Source organism: Paraburkholderia sp. Cy-641 (assembly GCF_011752945.1).
Classification (GTDB): domain Bacteria; phylum Pseudomonadota; class Gammaproteobacteria; order Burkholderiales; family Burkholderiaceae; genus Paraburkholderia.
Genome location: NZ_VWWM01000045.1, coordinates 18,774 through 41,295, shown reverse-complemented (window position 1 = coordinate 41,295; position 22,522 = coordinate 18,774). Strand labels below are relative to the sequence as shown.

Sequence of the window (22,522 nt, the reverse complement as noted above, 5' to 3'; positions counted from 1 at the left end):
CGCGTCTAGTCCAGCAGCGCCGCGAGCGCGGGCGGCGCGCTTTCGAGAGCGAACGGATTGAGAAACTGGCGCCGCCACATCAATTCGCGTTCGACCTCGCTCAGTTGTGCGTCGGCGCACACCGCGTCCCAGTGTTCGAGGATCACTTCGATGTGCCGGCGCACGAGCGCCACGGCTTCGTCGTGCGCGAGCAGGAAGAGCGGCGCGGCCTTCAGGCAGGTGTCGATGCGGCTGAAACGGTCGTCGCCGACGATCAGCATCGCCTGGGTCGCTTCGTTGCCCGCGCGCGCCTGCGGGCAGATGTCGTAGGCCGGCGTGAGTGTCAGCTCGCGGCCGTTCCAGTAGGCGGCGTGATTGCGCGCGTGATCGTCGGTATTGCCGCACAGCACGTTGAAGACGAGGCGCGCGAAGAGCTGTCTGAGCGTCGCGGCCGGATTCGTGAAGCGATGACGGATCAGCGTCGCGAATTCCTCGTAGCTCGCATAGCGCGCCATCATTTCGTCGAGTTCGAACAGCGTGAGCGCCGACACCATGGCGCGGCGCTGCCAGCCGTGCTCGCCGAGCGCGCGGTCGAAGCGCTCGATGAGCAGCACGTCCTTACCGCCGACGTGTTCGAGCGTGACCGGCGCGGCGTCGATGCCGGCCGCGGCCGCGAGGCGCATCGCGATGTATTCGGCCTTCACGACGCTGTACACGTCGCCCTGCGAGGAAAACTTCGCGATGAACTTGCGCTCGGGCGTCGTGATCATCGCCTTCGGCCGCGCGCCGCCGATCGAGCTGCCGTGAAACAGGGCGCGCTCGAGATCGGGGCTCAGCTTCACGCCGCGCTCGACGCTCGCCACCGCGTTCTGCAGATCGCTGAGCGAGGCGGTGGCGGTTTCGCGCGGCACGTATTCGGTGGGCGAGAGCTGGAAGTCGAGCGCGCCGATGCGGTCCGAGCCCGATTCCAGCAGATAGGTCATCTCGTCGAACTCGCCGGTATCGATCTGCGCGCCACGCGTGCCGAGCTTGCGATTGATGATGACGCGCCGGCCCCACGCGTCCGGCGCCGCGTCGCGGATGCAGCCGGGCATCGTCAGGCCGTTGAGCAGCGGCAGCGTGCCGCGCCGCAGCGGCAGCTCGGGATCGTAGAGCGGGATCGCATGTTCGCGCGCGAGGTAGCTCTGGCCGTAGTTGAACAGCATCTGCTCGCCGGCCGCGACGAGGCGCCCGGCCACCACCGGCTCGGTCGCGCCGGGCAGCCAGGTCCACACGAAGGCTTCGTTGTAGGCGGAATCAGAAGTCATCTCGGGCTTCGATGCGAGGTGCGCGCACAGCGCGTGGCAGCAGCGTCAACAGTTCGGCGTTGGCGCGCAGAGCGGCGCTGAGACCCGACGGGTCGGCGTCGAACAGACGGACGCCGACGACCGCCGCGGCCTCGAACACCGCGCCGATCGAGCAGCGCGGGTCGCCTTTCTCGATGCGTTGGACGAGGCTGCGCGATAGCCCGGCGCGCTCGGCCAGTTGCGCCGCGGTGATCTTGCGCTCGAGCCGCGCGCGGCGGATCAGCTGGCCGAGCAGACGCGCGGCGTCGAGGCTGTAACGCGAGGCGGCACGGGTGGCGGGAGTGGACATGAAAACGTAGAGTGGTTCATATATGAGTCGTAAAGGGCCTTCGTGACTCATCTGTGAGCCATTATGGGTTCTTATCCGAGAAAAAACAATGAATGACTCGTATATGAGTCGCAAAGGCCCTTTATGGCTCATATATGGGTCATCTCTGCCGGTATCGCCTGGAATGGGCGAGGTGGCGACCCTCGCGCGGGCTATCGAAAAAGCGACCCCAAACTTGCGAAATCGCAGCACGGCTCAACGCATGCGCCGCGCCTGACAAAACCCCATCCCTTGTAAAACCGGGCGCCCCGGGCGGTGCGAGGCGCCGATTCGTGCAATGCTGCGACGCAGCAGGACGTCGGCCCTCTGTTTGAGAAATTGATTTTCGCTTGCGAGACTGCGCGCCATGCCGGAGCAACGCGCAGGCCACGAAGCCGCCGCGAGCCGTGCCAATTCAACAAAACCTCGATGGAGACACGCGTGTTCCTATACGGCTTTGGTCCCGTGCTGCTCGCCGGCACGCTCCAGACGATCGAGCTGTCCGTTCTGTCGCTGGCGGCCGCCGTGCTGCTCGGTCTCGCGGGCGCGGCGGCGAAACTTTCGTTCAACCGGCCCTTGCGGGCCATCGCGACCGGCTACACGACGCTGATCCGCTCGGTGCCCGACCTCGTGCTGATGCTGCTGCTGTTCTACAGCATCCAGATGGCCGTCAACGACGTCACCGACGCGCTCGATCTGCCGCAGTTCGACATCGATCCGTTCGTGGCCGGCGTGCTGACGCTCGGCTTCATCTACGGCGCGTACTTCACCGAGACTTTTCGCGGCGCGTTTCTCGCGGTGCCGCGCGGCCAGCTCGAAGCGGGCAGCGCGTACGGCATGAGCGGCGTGCGCGTATTCACGCGCATCCTGTTCCCGCAGATGATGCGCTTCGCGCTGCCCGGCATCGGCAACAACTGGCAGGTGCTCGTGAAGGCCACCGCGCTCGTGTCGATCATCGGTCTCGCCGACGTCGTCAAGGCCGCGCAGGACGCGGGCAAGAGCACCTTCAGCATGTTCTTCTTCATCCTCGTCGCCGCGCTGATCTATCTGGCGATCACCACGGTCTCGAACCTCGTACTGATCTGGCTGAACCGCCGCTATTCGACCGGCGTGCGGCACGCGGAGCTTTGAACGCCATGCTCGACATCCTCACGCAATTCTGGCAGGCGTACCTGTTCTGGGACGGCCAGCGCATCTCGGGTCTCGCGGTCACGCTGTGGCTGCTGGTCGCGTCGATCGCGATCGGTTTCGTGTGCGCGGTGCCGCTCGCGGTCGCGCGCGTCTCGAAGAAGCGCTGGCTCTCGACGCCGGTGCGTCTCTACACCTACGTGTTTCGCGGCACGCCGCTCTACGTGCAACTGCTGTTGATCTACACCGGCGTGTACAGTCTCGCGTTCGTGCGCGCGCACAGTCTGCTCGACGCGTTCTTTCGCAGCGGCTTTCACTGCGCGATCCTCGCGTTCGCACTGAACACCTGCGCGTACACGACCGAGATTTTCGCGGGCGCGATCCGTTCGACCTCGCACGGCGAAGTGGAGGCGGCGCGCGCCTACGGCATGAGCGGGTTCACGATGTACCGGCGCATTGTGATACCGTCCGCGCTGCGCCGGGCCCTGCCGTTGTACAGTAACGAGGTGATCCTGATGCTGCACGCGACCACGGTCGCGTTCACGGCCACGGTGCCCGACCTCCTGAAGGTCGCGCGCGACGCGAACTCGGCGACCTACCAGTCGTTCAACGCATTCGGGCTCGCGGCGCTGATTTATCTCGTCGTGTCGTTCGCGCTGGTGGCGCTGTTCCGGCGCGCCGAGCGGCGCTGGCTTGCGTATCTCGCGGTGCGTACGCATTGAGCGCGCGTTGACGCTATCGCATCGGGCGCCGCGCGCTTCGGCAAGGCGGCGTTCGCACCAGACTGATCCGTATTTTCACTGGGAGAGCATCTTGCTCCATACCACCCAAACCGAAGCTTGCAAGCTCGCCGCGCAGGACATCCACAAGCGCTACGGCGACAACGAAGTGCTCAAGGGCGTCTCGCTCAACGCGAACAAGGGCGACGTAATCAGCATCATCGGCGCGAGCGGTTCGGGCAAGAGCACCTTCCTGCGTTGCATCAACTTTCTGGAGCGGCCGAACGCCGGGCAGATCATCGTCGACGGCGAAGCGGTGAAGACGAAGACCGATCGCGCCGGCAATCTCGAAGTCGCCGATCACAGGCAGTTGCAGCGCATCCGCACGAAGCTCGCGATGGTGTTCCAGCACTTCAACCTGTGGGCGCACATGAACGTGCTCGAGAACGTGATCGAAGCGCCGATTCATGTGCTCGGTCTGAAGCGCAAGGACGCCGAGGAGCGGGCGCGCGAATATCTCGAGAAGGTCGGGCTTGCGCCACGCGTCGAGAAGCAGTACCCGTCGCATCTGTCGGGCGGCCAGCAGCAGCGCGTTGCGATTGCGCGCGCGCTCGCGATGGACCCGGACGTGATGCTGTTCGACGAGCCGACTTCCGCGCTCGACCCCGAACTCGTCGGCGAAGTGCTGAAGGTCATGCAGAAGCTCGCCGAGGAAGGCCGCACGATGATCGTCGTCACGCACGAAATGGGCTTCGCGCGCAACGTCTCGAACCATGTGATGTTCCTGCACCAGGGCCGCACCGAGGAAGAGGGCGATCCCGCCGAGGTGCTGAGCGCGCCGCGCAGCGAGCGCCTCAGGCAGTTCCTCTCCGGCAGCCTGAAGTAACGTGCCGCGCGCTTTGCAGCGGTAACCGATGGCCCGCCCGTCCAGCCCGGCTCGCACGACGCAGGTCGCGATCGTCGCATTGCCGCCCGTGTCGATGTCGGGCGTCGGGCCTATTGTCGACGCGCTCAATCTCGCCAACGAAATCGACGGCCGCGCGCTGTACCGCGTTCAGGTCTGTTCGTGGGACGGCCGCGCGGTGCCGCTCGCGGGCGGCGCGCAATGGCCCGCCGATGCCGCGTTCGGCGACGCGATCGCGTGCGACTGGCTCATCGTCGTCAGCGAGCGCTTTCAGCAGTTCGCCGACTATCGTCTGTTTCTCGCGAGCCTCGCGCGCGTCGGCCGGCGCACGCCGCTCGTCACTGGCATTCATCATGGCGTGTGGTGGCTCGCCATGGCGGGGCAGTTGTCCGGCTATCGCGTCAGCGTGAACTGGGAAACCTATCAGCAGTTCTCCGAACAATTCGAGCGCTCGATCGTCACGCAGCAGATCTTCGAGATCGACCGCGATCGCGCGACCTGCGCGGGTGGCCAGGCGAGCGTCGATTTCATGCTCGCGATGATCGGCCGCGAGCATGGTCCCGAACTCGCGGAACGCATTGCCGATACGCTCGGCGTCGGGGTGTTGCGCAACGGCGAGGTGCGTCAGCGCATTCCGTTCGTGACCGCGCCGGGCGAGCGCCATCCTCGCCTGAACGACGCGTTGCTGCTGATGGAGGCGAACATCGAGGACCCGCTCACGACCGATGAAATCGCCGGCCTCGTCGGCGTCTCGCGGCGGCAACTGGAGCGGCTGTTTCGCCAGTATCTCGGCGCGATGCCGTCCAAATACTATCTGGGGCTGCGGCTGTCGAAGGCGCGCACGCAATTGCAGCGCACCAGCAAATCGGTCGTGCAGATCAGCCTCGCGTGCGGGTTTGCGTCGGCGGCGCATTTTTCGAACGCGTATCGCGAGCGTTTCGGCGTCACGCCGCGCGAGGATCGCCGCAACTGGATCGACCGGCAGACCGGCGCGCACGGCGGCGCGGGCAGCGAGCCGCGGCCGGCCGCGATGATCGAGCGGCCCGAGGCGGATTGAGCGCGGCCGGCCGCGGCGGCGGCGAGGCAGATTCCCGGCAGCGGCCGCCGCGCGTGGAACCGCATGGAAAGCGTCGCGTATGCGCAAGACGTATCGCGCGTGGTTTCCTACACTAGCTGTATTACCCGTTACCCGTTACCCGTTACCCGTTACCCGTTACCCGTTACCCGTGAGAGGATTTGCCATGAACGACCTGACTGTGACACGACAGACCTTCGACGAAGTCATGGTGCCGGTGTTTTCCCCCGCCGCCTTCGTACCGGATCGCGGTCTCGGCTCGCGCGTCTGGGACACGCAAGGCCGCGACTATATCGACTTCGCCGGCGGCATCGCCGTGACCGCGCTCGGTCATGCGCATCCCGAGCTGCTGAAGGTGCTGCACGAGCAGGGCGGCAAGCTCTGGCACATCGGCAATGGCTACACGAACGAGCCGGTGCTGCGCCTTGCGAAGCGCCTCGAAAACCTGACCTTCGCCGACCGCGCGTTCTTCGCCAACTCGGGCGCCGAGGCGAACGAGGCGGCGCTCAAGCTCGCGCGCCGCGTCGCGTTCGACCGCCACGGCGCGCAGAAAGCCGAAATCATCTCGTTTGCGCAGTCGTTCCATGGCCGCACGCTGTTCACGGTCAGTGTCGGCGGCCAGCCGAAGTACTCGGAAGGCTTCGGCCCGGTGCCGGCCGGCATCACGCATCTGCCGTACAACGACATCGAGGCGGCGAAGAAGGCAATCGGCGCACAGACCTGTGCGGTGATCGTCGAGCCGATCCAGGGCGAAGGCGGCGTGATCCCGGCCGACCCGGCGTTCCTCAAGGTACTGCGCGAAGCATGCGACCAGCACAACGCGCTGCTGATTTTCGACGAAGTGCAAACCGGGGTGGGCCGTAGCGGCTACTTCTATGCGTACCAGGACACGGGCGTGACGCCGGATATCCTGACCACCGCGAAGGCGCTCGGCAACGGCTTCCCGATCGGCGCGATGCTGACCACCCAGGAGCTCGCCGCGCATTTCAAGGTCGGCGTGCATGGCACGACTTACGGCGGCAATCCGCTCGGCTCGGCGATCGCGGAAAAAGTGGTCGAGCTCGTCAGCGACCCGAAGCTGCTCGAAGGCGTGCGCTCGCGCGGCGCGACGCTGAAGGGCCACCTCGCGAAGCTCAACGAGCGCTTCGGGCTCTTCACCGAAGTGCGAGGCAAGGGGCTGCTGATCGGCGCCGAACTGAACGACACGTACAGGGGGCGCGCGAAGGATTTCGTCACCGCGGCCGGCCAGCATGGCGTCATCATGCTGATGGCGGGGCCGGACGTGCTGCGCTTCGTGCCGTCGCTGATCATGCCGCTCGACGACATGGCCGAAGGCTTCGCGCGTCTCGAGAAGGCGTTCGGCGAACTTGTCGGCACGGCCCAGGCCGCCTCGCACTGATCCACGGCCACGCGTTCATGCATAACGACACGCTCTCGGACACGCTCTCGGACACGCACACGCACACGCACACGCACACGCACACGCACACGCACACGCACATGCACCCGCAGCGGATCATGCGTCACATTCAACAGGAACGATGATGCTATTCGTACGTCCAGGCCGCCTCGCCGATCTCGATGCGCTCGAACATATGGCGCGCACCGCGCAGCCGGTGCTGCATTCGCTGCCGCACGACCGGCGCGCGCTCGAAGCGCGCGTCGCGCTGTCGGAAGACTCGTTTCGCGCGGAAGTCGATTTTCCGGGCGAGGAGTTCTATCTGTTCGTGCTCGAAGACCCGGCGAGCGGCAAGCTCATGGGCACCGCGAGCATCGTCGCGGCGGCCGGTTATGCGGACCCGTTCTACGCGTTTCGCAACGACGCGCTGATTCATGCGTCGCGCGAACTGCACGTGAACCGCAAGATTCACGCGCTGACGATGTCGCACGAGCTGACCGGCAAGAGCCGGCTCGCGGGCTACTACATCGACCCGTCGCTGCGCGGCGATGCCGCCGCGCAGCTGATGTCGCGTGCGCGCATGATGTACATCGCCGCGAATCGCAAGCGCTTCACGCCCGAGGTGTTCTCGCTGCTGCTCGGCGTCACCGACGAGAACGGCGTGTCGCCGTTCTGGGAAGCGGTGGGGCGCAAGTTCTTCGGCCGCGATTTCGCCGACATCGAAATCGAATCGGGCGGCCGCAGCCGCACGTTCATTGCCGAAGTGATGCCGACCTATCCGATCTATGTGCCGCTGTTGCCCGAAGCGGCGCAGCGCGTGCTCGGCGAGCCCGATGCGAACGCGCTGCTCGCCTACGAGATTCATCTCGAGGAAGGCTTCGAGACCGATCGCTACGTCGACATTTTCGACGCGGGTCCGGTCCTGACCGCGCAGGTCGATCGCAGTGTCAGCGTGAAGCACAACGAAACGCGCGTCGTGCGCGAGGCGCCCGCGCCGCGCGGCGAAACCTACCTGATCGCGCACAACGGCGCCGATGGCGCGTTCCGCTGCGTGCTCGGCGAACTCGCGCCGGGCAAGGCGTCGGGCGCCGCCTTGTCGCAGGCGGCGCGCGCCGCGCTCGGCGTGCGCGAAGGCGACGCGGTGCGCTGCGTGCCGCTGCATCAGCCGCAGGATGAACATTCGGGAGAAGCGCAATGATCGTCGTTCGCGTGGTGCAACGAGGCGATGTGGATGCGCTGATGCGGCTCGCGCAGGAAACCGGGCCGGGCCTGACCACCTTCAAGCCGGACCGCGATGCGCTCGCGGCACGCGTCGAACGCGCGCGCCGCACGCTGGAAGACCGGGCCGAGCCGCACGAGGCCGGCTACTTCTTCGTGATGGAAGACACGGCGACCGGCGACATAGCCGGCGTGTGCGGCATCGAAACGGCGGTGGGGCTGCGGCAGCCGTTCTACAACTATCGCGTGAGCACGGTCGTGCATGCGAGCCAGGACCTCGGCATCTGGACGCGCATGCATGCGCTGAACATTTCGCATGACCTCACCGGCTATGCGGAGGTGTGCTCGCTGTTTCTGAGCCCGCGTTATCGCGCGAGCGGCGTCGGCGGTCTGCTGTCGCGCTCGCGCTTCATGTTTTTCGCGCAGTTTCGCGAGCGTTTTCCGCAGCGTCTATGCGCGGAGATGCGCGGCCATTTCGACGCGGAAGGCACCTCGCCGTTCTGGCGCGCGGTCGGCTCGCATTTCTACCAGATCGATTTCAACGCGGCCGATTATCTGAGTTCGCATGGCCGCAAGGCGTTTCTCGCCGAGCTGATGCCGCGTTATCCGGTGTACGTCGAGTTGCTGCCCGAAGAGGCGCAGCGCTGCGTCGGCCTCACGCATAGCGACACGATTCCCGCGCGCCGCATGCTCGAAGCGGAAGGGCTGCGCTACGAGAATCACGTCGATATCTTCGACGCGGGCCCGGTGCTCGAATGCCATATTGCCGATCTGCGCACCGTGCGCGAGAGCGTGGTGGTCGCGGCCGAAATCGGCGAGGCTGCGGAACCCGCCGCGCAGGATGGAGCGAAGTCGATGGTATCGAATACGTCGCTCGGCGATTTTCGCGTCGGCGTGGTGGCGGGCGTGCCGCACGCAGGCGGGTTCCGCCTGAGCGCCGCCGAGGCCGCCGCGCTCGGCGTCAAGGCCGGCGATCCGCTGCGGGTGCTGCCGTCGAAACACAAACAGGGATGATTATGAGCGAGCTTTTTATCGACGGTGGCTGGGCTGCCGGCATCGGACCCGCATTCGCATCGCGCAACCCCGGCACGGGCGCGGTGGTGTGGCAAGGCAACAGCGCTTCGGCGGACGACGTCGATCGCGCGGTACGCAGCGCGCGGCGCGCATTCGCGGCATGGTCGGCGCTGACGCTCGACGAGCGCTGCGCGGTGGTGCGCCGCTTCGCCGCGCTCGTGACCGAGCGCAAGGAAGCGCTCGCCGCAGCGATCGGCCGCGAGACCGGCAAGCCGCTCTGGGAAGCGCGTACCGAAGCGGCCTCGATGGCCGCGAAGGTCGAGATCTCGATCCAATCGTACAACGAACGCACCGGCGAAAAACGCTCGGCGATGGCCGATGGCACCGCGGTGCTGCGGCATCGTCCGCATGGCGTGGTGGCCGTGTTCGGCCCGTATAACTTCCCGGGCCATCTGCCGAACGGGCATATCGTGCCTGCGTTGATCGCGGGTAACGCGGTCGTGTTCAAGCCGTCCGAACTCGCACCCGGCGTTGCCGCGCTCACCGTGCAGATCTGGCGCGACGCGGGCTTGCCCGCCGGCGTGCTCAATCTCGTGCAGGGCGAGAAAGACACCGGCATCGCGCTGGCGAATCACCGGCAGATCGACGGCTTGTTCTTCACCGGTAGTTCGGATACCGGAACATTGCTGCACAAACAGTTCGGCGGCCGGCCCGAGATCGTGCTTGCGCTCGAGATGGGCGGCAACAATCCGCTCGTGATCGGGCCCGTGGCGGACCTCGACGCCGCCGTGCATCACACGATTCAATCGGCGTTTCTGTCGGCGGGGCAGCGCTGCACCTGCGCGCGCCGCATCTTCGTGCCCGACGATGCGTTCGGTGAGCGTTTCCTCGCGCGCCTGACTGAAGTGAGCGCGCGCATTGGCGTCGGCGAATACGATGCCGAGCCGCAGCCGTTCATGGGGGCTGTCGTGTCGGCGCGCGCGGCCTCGCGTTTGATGAGCGCGCAGGAAAATCTGCTTGCGCGCGGCGCGAAGGCGCTGCTGAAAATGGCGCAACGCGATCCGCAGCTCGGCTTCGTCACGCCCGCGATTCTCGACGTGACCGGCGTGCAGGATCTGCCCGACGAGGAGCACTTCGGCCCGCTCGCGCAGATCATCCGCTACCGCGACTTCGACGCCGCGCTCGAACAGGCGAACGATACCGAATTCGGTCTCTCGGCGGGCCTGCTCGCCGACGACGAAGCCCTGTGGGCGCATTTCCAGCGCACGATCCGCGCGGGCATCGTCAACTGGAACCGGCCGACCAACGGCGCTTCGTCGGGCGCGCCGTTCGGCGGTCCGGGCCGCTCGGGCAATCACCGGCCGAGTGCGTACTATGCGGCCGACTACTGCGCCTACCCGATGGCCTCGGTCGAGAGCGCGCAACTGCATATGCCCGCGAGCGTCTCTCCGGGCCTTCAATTCTAAGGATCGACGATGCTGCAAGCCACTGAAGCCAATTTCGACGGCCTGGTCGGCCAGACTCACAACTATGCGGGGCTCTCGTTCGGCAATGTCGCGTCGCAGAACAACGAGAAGTCGGTCGCGAATCCGAAGGCCGCCGCGCGCCAGGGTCTGCGCAAGATGAAGCAGTTGGCCGACCTCGGTTTTCATCAGGGCGTGTTGCCGCCGCAGGAGCGTCCGTCGATGCGGCTGTTGCGCGAACTCGGCTTTTCCGGCGACGACGCTTCGGTCATCGCCCGTGTCGCGCAGAACGCGCCCGAGTTGCTGGCCGCCGCGAGTTCGGCCTCGGCGATGTGGACCGCCAACGCGGCGACCGTGAGCCCGTCGTCCGATACGCACGACGGCCGCGTGCATTTCACGCCGGCCAATCTGTGCAGCAAGCTGCATCGCGCGATCGAGCACGAGTCGACGCGCCGCACGCTGCGCGCGATGTTTAGCGATACCGACCGTTTCGTCGTGCACGAGGCGCTGCCCGGCACGCCCGCGCTTGGCGATGAAGGTGCCGCGAACCACACGCGCTTTTGCGAGCAATACAGCGCGCGCGGCGTCGAATTCTTTGTGTACGGCCGCAGCGAGTATCGTCGCGGGCCGGAGCCGAAGCGTTATCCGGCGCGTCAGACCTTCGAGGCGAGCCGCGCCGTCGCGCATCGTCATGGCCTGCAGGAAGCCGCGACCGTCTATGCGCAGCAGAACCCGGACGTGATCGACGCGGGCGTGTTTCATAACGACGTGATCGCGGTCGGCAATCGCAACACGTTGTTCTGCCATCAACTCGCGTTCGTCGAACAGAGCGCGGTGTACGACGAACTGCGCTCGAAGCTCGCGCACCTGCATGCGGGCTTCAACGTGATCGAAGTGCCCGATGCGCAGGTTAGCGTTGCCGATGCCGTGACGTCGTATCTGTTCAACAGCCAGTTGCTGACGCGTCCCGACGGCAAGCAGGTGCTCGTGGTGCCGCAGGAGTGCCGCGAGAATCTGCGCGTGGCCGCGTATCTCGACGAACTGACGTCGCATCGCGGGCCGATCGACGAAGTGCTCGTGTTCGATCTGCGCGAGAGCATGAAGAACGGCGGTGGTCCGGCGTGTTTGCGTCTGCGCGTCGTGCTCGACGACACCGAACGTGCGGCCGTCGCGCCGGGCGTATGGATCGACGACACGCTGTTCGGCCGCCTCGATGCGTGGATCGAGAAGCACTATCGCGACCGTCTCGCGCCGGCCGATCTGACCGATCCGCAACTGCTCGTCGAATCGCGCACCGCGCTCGATGAACTGACGCAGATTCTCGACCTCGGTTCGCTCTATGACTTCCAGCGCTGAGTCTGCGATGTCGGCCGCGATCCCGATGCTCGACGATTTCCTCGCATGGACGCTCGCGGGCAGGCGGCCTGCCGCGCATGACGCGCAGGGCGTGTGCGCGAATGGCGTGCACTGGTCATGGCTCGACGAGGGTGTGCTCATGATGGAGCCGACGCAGGCACCAATGCAGAGGTCGACTCAAGACCCCACGCACGGCTCCATCGGAAAACCCGCCATCCCGCGCAGCGTGCTGGTCTCGGCCGGCGTCCACGGCGACGAAACCGCGCCGATCGAACTGCTTTCGCGCATGATCGCCGATCTCGCGCGGGGCCGTGCCGCGCTCGCGTGCCGCCTGCTCGTGATTCTCGGCAACGTCGATGCGATGCGTGACGGCTCTCGTTATCGCGACGACGATCTGAACCGTCTCTTCAGCGGCCGTCATCTGCAATTGCCGCACAGCCACGAAGCGCCGCGCGCGGCGGCGCTCGAAGCGGCCGCGACGCGCTTCTTCGCGGCGGCGTCCGAGGCGCCCGGCGCGCGCTGGCATATCGACATGCATACGGCGATCCGCGCCTCCGCGTTCGAGCGTTTCGCGCTGCTGCCGCATACCGGCAAGCCGTTTTCGCGTGCGATGTTCGAATGGCTTGGCGAGGCGCGCATCGGCGCGGTGCTGCTGCATACGACGAAGGGCAACACGTATTCGCATTTCACCGCGCAGGCGTGTGGCGCCGAGGCCTGCACGCTCGAACTGGGCAAGGTGCGTCCGTTCGGCGAGAACGACCTCACGCGTTTCGCGGGCGCCGACCTCGCAGTGCGCGCGCTGCTCGCCGGAACGCGGGTCGGCGAGCAAGCGCATCAGCCAACGAATCAGCGAACCGATGCGGAATCCGATACGGAATTCGCCGCACCCGCGGCCATGCCGCGCGTCTTCACCGTGATCGATCAACTGACCAAGCAAAGCGATGCCTTCGAGCTGCTGCTAGCGCCCGACGTGCCGAACTTCACACCGTTCGCGAAGGGCACCTTGCTCGCGCGCGACGGCGAGTATCGCTATACGGTTCGGCACGACGAAGAGCGCATCGTGTTTCCGAACGCAACCGTCAAGCCCGGCTTGCGCGCCGGGCTGCTCGTGATCGAAACCACCGCCGACACGCTGTCCAGACTTGTCTAGACAGGTTCCGTGTACAATCGCGGGCGTCGCGGCGCTCGCACCATCACGCCGGCCGCGCGAGCCGGCCGCATTCCGTGCGGCGAAGCTGTCCGCGCCGGTCAGGCTCCGCCCTGGTCAACCCTGTAGAGGAACCCCCGTAATGAAGATGAATTGGCCCAACATGGCCGCGCTCGCGCTGTTCGCGGCGGCGGCGCTGACGGCAGGCAGCGCGTCGGCGGCGGATATCAAGGAAGTGCGCTTCGGCGTCGAGGCGTCGTATGCGCCGTTCGAATCGAAGTCGCCGAGCGGTGAATTGCAGGGCTTCGACATCGACGTCGGCAATGCCGTGTGCGCGAAGCTGAAGGCCAGATGCGTGTGGGTCGAGAACTCGTTCGACGGCCTGATCCCGGCACTCGAAGCGCGCAAGTTCAACGCGATCAACTCGGACATGACGATCACCGACCAGCGTCGCCAGGCGATCGACTTCACCGATCCGATCTACACGATCCCGAACCAGATGATCGCGAAGAAGGGCAGCGGTCTGCAGCCGACGCCGGCATCGCTGAAGGGCAAGCACGTCGGCGTGCTGCAGGGCACGATCCAGGAAACCTATGCGAAGGCGCGCTGGGCGCCGGCCGGTGTCGACGTCGTGCCGTATCAGACGCAGGACCAGATCTACGCGGACCTCGTCTCGGGCCGTCTCGATGCGTCGTTCCAGGATGCCGAAGCGGCTTCGAAGGGCTTTCTGAAGAAGCCGCAGGGCGCGGGCTTCGAGTTCGCCGGTCCGGCCGTCAGCGACGAGAAGCTGCTCGGCGCGGGCGTCGGCTACGGCGTGCGCAAGAACGACAAGGCGCTGAAGGACGCGCTGAACGGCGCGCTGAAGGAACTGAAGGCGGACGGCACGATCGACCGCCTGGCCGCGAAGTACTTCGACGTGAACGTCGTGCTGAAGTAAGCGGCGTTGCGCATCGCGGGAGTCGCGACGCGCGGGGCTGCGACGAGCATCGCCAGGAACGGCCGCACAGCGATGTGCGGCCGTTTGCATTGGCGTTTCCGCACGGCTGCGTGGCGTGCCGATCAGGCTCGTCGCCCGCGTGGAAATAATGAAAGACCGTCGATTAATATTTCGGGTAATGGCTTCGCAAGCATGCTGGCACCTGAACGGCTGCGATAAAATCACGAGGCATAACACCACGCGCGGCGGCTCTCATGAGCGTCATAAAAAACGCGCACAGTACGGCGAAAACACAAAACACAATACGGCGCACATACAGCGCCGGACAACAGCGGCCAGGCGCCAGCGGCGTCGAGCGGGGACCGGAATGACCATCATCGCAATCGAGACTCATAGCCCGAGCGGCGCGACCGACGACGCATCGTTGAGCGCCAGCTTCGCGCGGCAGCCCATTCTGAACCGGGACGGCATGCTGTGCGGTTACGAGATCAAGGTGCGGGCGCCTGAAGTGCCGCTCGAAGCAATAAACGAAGCAGCACACGAAGAAGCGGACAAAGCCACGGACAAAGCGCAGGACGCCGACACCTTGCCCGGCCGCGCGCCGACGCCCGCGCAACGTGTCGCCCGCGCGATCGCTCGCGGCCTCGTGCAAGGCGAGGTGCGCGGCGCGCTGACCGGCCATCCCGCCTACGTCGACGTGAGCCGCGAACTGCTGCTCGACGACGCGATTCTCAGATTGCCCGCCGAGCGCTTCATGCTCGAATTGCCGCCGTCGCTGGACGTCGACGCCGAGTTGATCGCGCGCCTCGTCTATCTGCATGGCCGCCGCTATCGCTTCGCGCTCGACGACGTCACGCAGCCCAACGAAACCTTCGCGAAGCTGCTGCCGTACGCCGAGGTCGTCAAGATCGACGCGGCGCGCGCGCCGCGTGCGCTGCTGCCGAAGCTCGCGAGCGTGCTGAAGTCGGCGGGCAAGCTGCTGCTCGCGTCGGGTCTCGACGCGCAGGCCGATTTCGATATGGCGCACGGGCTCGGCTTCGACCGCTTCCAGGGCTATTACTTCGCGCGTGCGCAGAGTTCGGACACGCGCCGTGTCAGCGCGCCGCGTCACGCGCTGCTCAATCTGCTGCAACTGCTCGGCGGCGACCCGAGCGTCGCGCAGCTCGAAGCCGAGCTGAAGCTGAATCCGGTGCTCGTGATGCATCTGATGAAGCTCGCGAATTCGAGCGGCTTCGCGGTCGGCCACAAGGTGACGACGCTGCGCGAAGCGATCAACGCGACCGGCACCGATCGCATCGCGCGCTGGACGCAACTGCTGCTCTACGCGGACGGCCGCAAGGTCGCGCTCGAAGACGATCCGCTGCTGCAACTCGCGGCGACGCGCGCGCGTTTCATGGAACTGGCGATCGCGCGCATGCCCGAGGCGGGGCGCGACGAAGCCGACGCGGCATTCCTGACTGGCGTGTTTTCTTTCGTCGATGCCGTGTTCGGCGGCTCGCTCGAAAAGACGCTGAACGTCCTCACGCTTTCGCGGCCGATCCAGGCGGCGATCCTGCATCGCGAAGGGACGCTGGGGCTGTTGCTGAGCGCGATCGAAGCGCTCGAAAGCGGCGCATGGGAGCGCGTCGCCGAACTGTGCGAGCGTCTACAGCCATTGGCACTCGAAGACATCGCGCAGATGGGTCTCGCGGCCGCCGCCTGGGCCGGCGTCGCGGATCGCAGCGCGCAAGGGCTCGAACGGATCGAGGACTGAGCGGGCCTGCTCAGGCCACCTGCATCAGCGGAACTGTTTTCGGGCAAACACCGGAACGGCTTGAAACGAAGCAGGCGCTCAACGATCGCGCCACGTCTTCACATCGTCTCCATTTCCCGCATCTGCCCCTGGCCGAAAAAACGGCCTAACTCCTGGGCCAGTTCGTTGAGCACGCTCATTTCCTTCTGCGATATTCGGCGTGCTTCCTGCGTATGCGACCAGTCGCCGTAGAGCAGGGCGACGGTCTGATCGGTTTCGTCGACAACCGGCAGCAGCACGAACGCGCGCGTGTCGTCGAACGAGCGGCGGAACCATTCGGGCAGCCGCGCGACCATCTTCGGATCGCGCGCGTTCTCGATGAAGATGCCGACCGAATTGGCAATCGCGAGATGAAAGACGTCGGGCTCGAACGCGGCGTTGAACGTGAGCTTCGGCAAGGCCGCGTCGATCATCGGTCCGAGACCGAGGCGCGCCTTGAACGTGCCGTTGCTGTGCTTGACGAATACCACCGTGCGCGCAAAGCCGAGGCCGGCGAGCACGGTTTCCGCGGCCATCGCGAGCGCCGGCGCAAGCGGGCTGCCCGCGGGCAGATCGCGCAGATCCTTCACGCCGACTGCGATGCGGGCCTCCGGCGTCAGGGCTTCGCGCGCGATCGCATCGGCATTCGCGCGCAGCTCGACGATCTCGCGCATCACGCCGTCGCCGCCTTCCTCGCGCGCGAGCGCGATGCTCATCTGCTGCAGTACGTCGGGGTCCGTGTTCAGCGCGCCGCTATAGCTTTGCGCGAGTTCGGCGATGCGCGCCTCGCGCTCCCAGTCCGGCATGTTCTGCTGCGTGAGCACGTCGGCGACCGCGGTCGAGTAGTTCGTGATGGCGCGCAGCCATTGCACCTGGCGCGGCTGCGTCACGTCCTGCGGATCGAATTCGCCCATGCCCGAACGGATCATGTCGGGCAGGCGCCAGCGCACCGCGGCTTCCGTGCCGATTTCCTCGAACGTGACGCCGAGCACGAGCACGCACGCATCGGTTTCGAGTGCGCCGCCGTCGATGTGGCGGCGAATCTGGTCCCACTCCGCGTCGAGATAGAACACCACCAGCAGCTTGCCGATCTGCCGCATCAGCGTGCAGACCACCGCTTCCTCGCCGGCGCGCAGATCGCCGCGCTCGGTCAGCTTGCGCGCGACGCAGCCCGACAGCAGCGTGCGGTTCAGTTCGAGTTTCGCGTCGATGCGGCGCGGCGCGCTGTGATGAAAGTGATCGACGATCTTCAGGCCGACGACGAGATGGCCGACCGCATCCATGCCGAGCACCATCAGCGCGCGCGACACCGTCGTGATGTTGCCGCCGAACGCCATGTACATGGCCGAGTTCGCAAGTCGCAGCACTTTCTGCGTCAGCGCGAAATCCGACAGCACCACCTGCACGAGGCCAGTGAAGTCGAGGTCGTCGTTGTTCATCGCCGCCATCGTGGTGCGCAGCGATTGCGACAGCATCGGGAAATCGCCGCGCTCGCTCATTCGCGTCCAGAGACGGTCGAGCACTGCCGCCTTTAGCATGTGAGTCCCGCAAAAGCCATACGTGTTCCAATGAGTACCGCGCCGGCATGAAGCCGGCCTGTTGCGCTTGCGTTGCCTGCGTGCCGCGCCTGCATGGTCCGTTATGTGCCGTGCAGACGAAGCGTGCGCGCCTCGAAGCGCTGCGCGAGTTCGTCGGACGGCAAGGCCTTGCAGACGAGCCAGCCCTGGATGTGATCGCAGCCCATCTCGGTGAGCAGCGTGCGTTGCGCTTCCGTTTCGACGCCCTCGGCGACGAGTTCGAGATCGAGCGTCTGCGCGAGCCCGACGACGGCGCTCACGATGGCCTGATCGTTTCGCGAGGTTAGCAGATTCTCGACGAAACTCCGGTCGATCTTGAGCTTGGCGAGCGGAAAACGCTGCAGGTAGGCGAGGCTCGAATAGCCGGTGCCGAAGTCGTCGACGGCGAAGCGGATACCCATCGCGGTGAGGTCTTCGAGCAGCGCCGTCGCGTGCGCGGGGTCGTGCATCAGCAGACTCTCGGTGATCTCGAAGACGACCCGGCGCGGATCGATGCCGGTCAGCTCCAGCGCCTCGCGCACCGAGTCCTTGAAGCGCGGGTCGCGGAACTGCTGCGGCGACACGTTGACGGCTACGTATTGCAGCGCGATGCCTTTCGCATCCCACTGGATCAGCTGCATGCAGGCGACCTTCAGCACCCAGTTGCCGAGGAAGTTGATGAGACCGATCGACTCGGCGAGCGGAATGAACATCGACGGTGGCACGAGTCCATGCACCGGATGAGTCCAGCGGATCAGCGCCTCGACGCCGACTACGCCGTGCGAGCGGCTGCTCGTGATCGGCTGGAAGTGCAGCGAGAACTCGCCGTTGCGCACGCCGTCGTAGAGATCGGCTTCGAGTTTCAGGCGCTCGGCGTCGGCCGGGTTGTCGTCGGGCACGTAGAACGCGAGCGTGTTGCCGCCCGCGGCTTTCGCCTGCAGGAGCGCGTGGTCGGCCCAGCGCAACAGATGGGTGTCGTGCAGCGCGGTGTCGTTCGCGTGCCGCACGTCCGGATACAGCGCGATGCCGATGCTCGCCGACAGATGCACCTGCTGGCCCTTGAACACGTACGGTTGCTGGATCGCGGTCAAGAGGCGCCGCGCCAGCGCTTCGGCGGCGGCCGCCGCGTCGGTGCGGTTCGCGGCCGGCTTGACGAGGATCGCGAACTCGTCGCTCGCGACGCGCGCGAGCAATTCGTTCGGGCTCGTCATGTTGACGAGACGCCGCGCGGTGTCGCGCAGCATCTCGTCGCCGGCATCGTAGCCGAGCGCGCGGTTCACGCGCTGATAGTCGTCGAGATCGAGCAGCAGCAGCGCGACCGGCGTGCCGTGCGCGTCGGCCTGCTGCTGCGCGTCGATCAGCGCGTGTAGCAGGCCCGACTGGTTGGGCAGGCTCGTCAGGCGGTCCAGATGCAGCGCCTGGGTCAGACGTTCCTCGGTGGCGCGCCAGGCCGAGACGTCGAAGCCGGCGATCGCAAAGCCGTCGACGCCGTCGTGGCTGCTGCGCATGACGCGCAACTCGACCGTGATCGGATAGGTCAGCGACTTGATGAGCCCGAGCGTCGCCTTCTCGACGTTGCCCGAAGCCGCCGCGCGCGCGAGCAGCGCGTCGAGGCGCGGCACGTCGGCTGGCGCGACGAGCTCGTGCAGCGTGATCGTCTCCAGATACTCGCGGTGATAGCCGATAAAGCGCAGGCTCGCATCGGAAACGTAAAGGAAGCGCTGCGCGTCGTCGACATGCGCGAGCAGGTCGACCGCGCCGACCACCTGTTCCAGTGGCACGGCACGGTGGGGGGTGCTCTGCCGTGTGCCGTCCGCGCGCCGGCCGAATGCGCGAAGCCGGTCGATGACCGTGCGCAGGGAGCCCCGGCGGGGCGCGGTGATCGTGTTCGCTTCCATGTGTCGCTGGCAACCTGAGTTCGTCCGCCGGCGCAACTGCGGGTCCGCCGGCTCGGGCGGCCGGCAAAGTAGCAGGCCGCCGCATCAGAACGAGATAACGACCCGCGCCGCGAAATCTTTAGCGGCCCTCGTGGAAAACACCCGGTATCGGATTGCCTCATGCCGCCGCGTGGACGATTCGGCTAAAGTGGGGCCGCTTTACATCCGTTAATACGAGGAATCCCGTTGTGCAGTGCCGGCCGTGGCGTCGCCGCTGCATAGTTTCCGAACCTTGCACCGATGAACCATGTTCGAACGCCCTGTGGCCAGGCCGCTTGCCGGGCCCGATGCCAGCCGCGCTTCCGGGGCGGCCGCCGGAGCCGCCGGAGCTGCTTCACGGCACGCCGAGGTGAGTGAGCCGTTTGCCCGCCCTGCCGGGGTCTTGTCCGCCGGCGACGCGACGCCGGCGGCCGCCGCGCAGGATGACGCGCAGTACGTCTATCTGGGCCGCCAGCCGATTCTCGACCGCCACGGCGCGCTCCACGCCTACGAACTGCTGTTTCGCGCCGGCGCGCACAACTACGCCGAAATCAGCGACGACACCCAGATGACCGCGCAGGTGGTGGTGCGCACGATCGGCGGGATCGGCGTGCCGGCCGTGCTCGGGCAGCACCGCGGCTTCGTCAATATCGAGCGCCGGCTGCTCTTTAGCGACATCGTCCATCTGATGCCGCCCGAGCGCTTCGTGCTCGAAATTCTCGAAACCGTGCGCTTCGACATGCCGCTTGCGCGCCGTCTCGTCGAATTGCGTCAGGCGGGCTTCCAGATCGCGCTCGACGACGTCAGGGACCTCTCGGACGAACTGTTCGCGATGCTGCCGTACGCCGACATCGTCAAGATCGACCTGTTGCAGACCCCGCGCGACAAGCTCGCCAAGCTTGCGTCGATATTGCGCGGACACGGCAAGACGCTGCTCGCTGAGAAAGTCGAGACGCGCGAGGACTTTGCGCTCGCGCAGGAACTCGGCTTCCAGCTGTTCCAGGGCTATTTCTTCGCGCGGCCGCAGGTGCTGGCCGCGCCGCGCAACCGCTCGTTGCGCCCGGGCCTGCTGCGGCTGCTCGCGCTGCTCTCGCGCGACGCCGGCATCTTCGAGCTCGAAGCGGAACTGAAGCTGAACCCGAGCGTGGTCGTGCAGCTGCTGCGCCTCGTCAATTCGAGCGCGTTCGGACTCGGACGCCCCATCTCGTCGCTGCGCGAGGCGATCATCGCGACCGGCACGCGGCAGATCGCGCGCTGGGCGCAACTGCTGCTCTACGCGGACACTGGCGACCGGTCGTGGCGCACCGATCCGCTCGTGCAACTGGCCGCGACGCGCTCGCGCTTCATGGAGCTGGCCGCGAGCTGGCTGTACCCGGCCGACGGCGATTTCGCCGACGCCGCGTTCATGACCGGAATTTTTTCGCTCGTGCACGTGGTGCTTGGCAGCACGCCGCGCGCGGTGCTCGAAAAGCTCGCACTCGCGCCGCAGATTCGCGAGGCGATCGTGTCGCGCGCGGGCGAGCTCGGCGCGCTGCTCGGTATCGCCGAAGTGGCGGGCGAGGGCGGCGACGCCGCGCCGCTTGCGGTGGCGGCCGGCTTCGCGGCGCTCACGCCCGCCGTGCTGTCGGAGCTGAATCTGTCGGCGGCGGCGTGGTTCGGGGTGCATGTCGCCGAGTCGGCGGTCTGAGCGGCCGGGGCCGGCCGCCCGACGCGCTGGTCTCGCCTCGTTGGCCTCGCATGCTTTCGATCCGCTTATCGTCATGCCGCGCCGCTTACGCGCGTTGCGCATCCGTGTTCCAATAGCCGATGCAGGGATGGCCGAGGCCGTCCCCGATGCCCCGGACTGGATGACAACGCGTGTGCTCACGCAGGGAGACGCAGATGAAGATCAAACACCTACCGGCGGCGTTCGCCGCCGTCATGGCGCTCGGATTCGCCATGCATTCGCCGCTCGCATCGGCGACGCTGAAGCCGGGCGACACCGCGCCGACCTTCACGACCGAAGCCTCGCTCGGCGGCAAGACCTACACCTACTCGCTCGCCGACGAACTGAAGAAGGGCCCGGTCGTGCTGTACTTCTATCCGGCCGCGTTCACGAAGGGCTGCACGATCGAGGCGCACGAGTTCGCCGATGCGGTCGACGAATACAGGAAGTACGGTGCGACGGTGATCGGTGTGTCGCACGACAACATCGATACGCTGACGAAGTTCTCGGTCAGCGAGTGCCGCAGCAAATTCCCGGTCGCGGCCGATGCCGATTCGAAGGTAATCGGCGCATACGACGCCGGCATGCCGCTGCATAGCGGCATGGCCAATCGCGTGTCGTACGTGATCGCGCCGGACGGCAAGATCATCTACGAATACACGAGCCTGTCGCCCGAGAAGCATGTCGAGAACACGCTGAAGGCGCTCAAGGACTGGACGGCGGCGCATAAGGCGCAGTGAGGCGGGGCGGGGTGCGGTGGTGCCCGCTGGTGCGCCTGGTGCCCGCCAGGGCACGCCGCATAGTCGGCTACGCAGCGCCGTAGCGGCAGGCAAGCCGTGGCGCGTCGGCCCGCCGGCCTCTTGCGCGCGGCGCCGCGATTGGCGCAACGACGGGTTGCATCGCGGACCGGCGCGCGCTCGTGCTAGGCTCAAGCCTTTTGCCGGGTGAGTGAGCGATGCCGATTCTCGTTGCGTTGATTGCGCTGATCGCGCTGGTGTACGGTGCGGTGCGGGCCTTTTATGCGTTGCAGGCCGCGTTCGGCCTGGCCGTTGCGGTCGGCGTTGCCGTGCTGGTCGCGCTGCTGTTGATCGGCGCGCTGGCGCACTGGCTGCGGCGGCGCCGCGAAGTCGCGCCGAACGTGCGCGACGGCGACTGGACGCATGAGCTGAAGGGCAACTGGGGTGCGCTGCGGCTCGCGGCGGCCAAGCGGCTCTGCGAGATTCGCGTCGGCGACGAAAAGGGCGCGTATATCTTCGCCGATCTGCTCGGCGCCGAAGTGCGGGGCGGCGGCGCGCAGGCACAACTTGCGCTCGAGGTGAAGGACCCGCGGCACGCCGAGTGGATCGTGCCGATGTCGGGCGAGCGCGAGGCGCGCCAATGGCAGCGGATTTTTGCGCTGGCTATTGCACAGAAACTCTGAGCAAAAACCCTGAACAGAAACACCGAGCCGGCTTAAGAACGGCAACGCGGAGCAAAAGTTTTCAACGAAACGCCGCGGGAAAACGCCGAAGCTCTCGCTTTAAAAGTCTTCTGCTGGTTTGTCGCGCCGGCTCACGCGGCGGGTTCGCATGCATCGAATTTA

General features: G+C 66.4%; 20 protein-coding genes. 16 read left to right on the top strand and 4 right to left on the bottom strand.

What is annotated here, in order from left to right:
• Positions 1–5: 5 nt before the first annotated feature.
• Together F3J20_RS31895 and F3J20_RS22780 are read right to left on the bottom strand one after the other, a co-directional pair.
• On the bottom strand, positions 6–1,286 hold the full coding sequence (locus F3J20_RS31895) for a HipA domain-containing protein (RefSeq protein ID WP_167040302.1): 1,281 nt from the start codon (positions 1,284–1,286) through the stop codon (positions 6–8).
• A complete protein-coding gene (locus F3J20_RS22780) occupies positions 1,276–1,614 on the bottom strand; it encodes a helix-turn-helix transcriptional regulator (protein ID WP_167284600.1) in 339 nt (112 codons plus the stop codon). Before F3J20_RS22780 ends, F3J20_RS31895 begins: the two co-directional genes overlap by 11 nt.
• A gap of 459 nt (positions 1,615–2,073) precedes the next feature.
• Here F3J20_RS22780 and hisQ point away from each other — a divergent pair, with 459 nt between their 5' ends.
• The 13 genes from hisQ to F3J20_RS22720 all read left to right on the top strand — a co-directional run bounded on the left by hisQ (position 2,074) and on the right by F3J20_RS22720 (position 15,745).
• Positions 2,074–2,763 (top strand): histidine ABC transporter permease HisQ, encoded by a 690-nt coding sequence (hisQ, locus tag F3J20_RS22775; RefSeq protein ID WP_167284599.1) that lies wholly within the window; start codon positions 2,074–2,076, stop codon positions 2,761–2,763.
• Positions 2,764–2,768: 5 nt separating this feature from the next.
• Positions 2,769–3,482 carry an ABC transporter permease gene (locus F3J20_RS22770; RefSeq protein WP_167040295.1) on the top strand — a complete coding sequence of 238 codons (714 nt, stop codon included), beginning with the start codon at positions 2,769–2,771 and terminating at the stop codon, positions 3,480–3,482.
• A 91-nt stretch (positions 3,483–3,573) separates the two neighbouring features.
• Positions 3,574–4,365 (top strand): ABC transporter ATP-binding protein, encoded by a 792-nt coding sequence (locus F3J20_RS22765; RefSeq protein WP_167284598.1) that lies wholly within the window; start codon positions 3,574–3,576, stop codon positions 4,363–4,365.
• A gap of 28 nt (positions 4,366–4,393) precedes the next feature.
• Positions 4,394–5,440 carry a GlxA family transcriptional regulator gene (locus F3J20_RS22760; protein ID WP_167284597.1) on the top strand — a complete coding sequence of 349 codons (1,047 nt, stop codon included), beginning with the start codon at positions 4,394–4,396 and terminating at the stop codon, positions 5,438–5,440.
• 184 nt (positions 5,441–5,624) lie between these two features.
• Positions 5,625–6,857 carry an aspartate aminotransferase family protein gene (locus tag F3J20_RS22755; protein WP_167284596.1) on the top strand — a complete coding sequence of 411 codons (1,233 nt, stop codon included), beginning with the start codon at positions 5,625–5,627 and terminating at the stop codon, positions 6,855–6,857.
• Between the two features lie 17 nt (positions 6,858–6,874).
• Positions 6,875–7,003, top strand: a complete 129-nt coding sequence (locus tag F3J20_RS32445; RefSeq protein WP_275691478.1) for a hypothetical protein — start codon at positions 6,875–6,877, stop codon at positions 7,001–7,003.
• Positions 7,003–8,055: an arginine/ornithine succinyltransferase subunit alpha gene (aruF, locus tag F3J20_RS22750; protein WP_167040474.1), complete on the top strand. Its 1,053-nt coding sequence runs from the start codon at positions 7,003–7,005 to the stop codon at positions 8,053–8,055. Before F3J20_RS32445 ends, aruF begins: the two co-directional genes overlap by 1 nt.
• A complete protein-coding gene (gene astA, locus F3J20_RS22745; RefSeq protein WP_167284595.1) occupies positions 8,052–9,089 on the top strand; it encodes an arginine N-succinyltransferase in 1,038 nt (345 codons plus the stop codon). The genes aruF and astA overlap by 4 nt, the downstream gene beginning before the upstream one ends.
• A gap of 2 nt (positions 9,090–9,091) precedes the next feature.
• Positions 9,092–10,555: a succinylglutamate-semialdehyde dehydrogenase gene (gene astD, locus F3J20_RS22740; protein WP_167284594.1), complete on the top strand. Its 1,464-nt coding sequence runs from the start codon at positions 9,092–9,094 to the stop codon at positions 10,553–10,555.
• A gap of 12 nt (positions 10,556–10,567) precedes the next feature.
• A complete protein-coding gene (gene astB, locus F3J20_RS22735) occupies positions 10,568–11,908 on the top strand; it encodes an N-succinylarginine dihydrolase (protein WP_167284616.1) in 1,341 nt (446 codons plus the stop codon).
• The gene (gene astE, locus F3J20_RS22730; RefSeq protein WP_167284593.1) at positions 11,892–13,058 is read left to right on the top strand and encodes a succinylglutamate desuccinylase; all 1,167 of its coding nucleotides are present in this window, start codon (positions 11,892–11,894) and stop codon (positions 13,056–13,058) included. Before astB ends, astE begins: the two co-directional genes overlap by 17 nt.
• A 139-nt stretch (positions 13,059–13,197) precedes the next feature.
• Positions 13,198–13,992 carry an ABC transporter substrate-binding protein gene (locus tag F3J20_RS22725; RefSeq protein ID WP_167284592.1) on the top strand — a complete coding sequence of 265 codons (795 nt, stop codon included), beginning with the start codon at positions 13,198–13,200 and terminating at the stop codon, positions 13,990–13,992.
• Positions 13,993–14,359: 367 nt separating this feature from the next.
• A complete protein-coding gene (locus F3J20_RS22720) occupies positions 14,360–15,745 on the top strand; it encodes an EAL domain-containing protein (RefSeq protein WP_167284591.1) in 1,386 nt (461 codons plus the stop codon).
• A 98-nt stretch (positions 15,746–15,843) separates the two neighbouring features.
• Here F3J20_RS22720 and F3J20_RS22715 read toward each other — a convergent pair whose 3' ends face one another.
• Together F3J20_RS22715 and F3J20_RS22710 are read right to left on the bottom strand one after the other, a co-directional pair.
• Positions 15,844–17,301, bottom strand: a complete 1,458-nt coding sequence (locus tag F3J20_RS22715; RefSeq protein ID WP_167284590.1) for an HDOD domain-containing protein — start codon at positions 17,299–17,301, stop codon at positions 15,844–15,846.
• Between the two features lie 101 nt (positions 17,302–17,402).
• Positions 17,403–19,217 carry a sensor domain-containing phosphodiesterase gene (locus F3J20_RS22710; protein WP_167284589.1) on the bottom strand — a complete coding sequence of 605 codons (1,815 nt, stop codon included), beginning with the start codon at positions 19,215–19,217 and terminating at the stop codon, positions 17,403–17,405.
• A 421-nt stretch (positions 19,218–19,638) separates the two neighbouring features.
• Here F3J20_RS22710 and F3J20_RS22705 point away from each other — a divergent pair, with 421 nt between their 5' ends.
• The 3 genes from F3J20_RS22705 (at position 19,639) to F3J20_RS22695 (ending at position 22,360) form a co-directional block, all read left to right on the top strand.
• Positions 19,639–20,922, top strand: a complete 1,284-nt coding sequence (locus F3J20_RS22705) for an EAL domain-containing protein (protein ID WP_240162876.1) — start codon at positions 19,639–19,641, stop codon at positions 20,920–20,922.
• A gap of 194 nt (positions 20,923–21,116) precedes the next feature.
• A complete protein-coding gene (locus F3J20_RS22700; protein WP_167284587.1) occupies positions 21,117–21,680 on the top strand; it encodes a peroxiredoxin in 564 nt (187 codons plus the stop codon).
• 215 nt (positions 21,681–21,895) lie between these two features.
• Positions 21,896–22,360, top strand: coding sequence for a hypothetical protein (locus F3J20_RS22695; protein ID WP_167040272.1), 465 nt, complete (start codon positions 21,896–21,898; stop codon positions 22,358–22,360).
• The last annotated feature ends 162 nt before the right edge of the window (positions 22,361–22,522 follow it).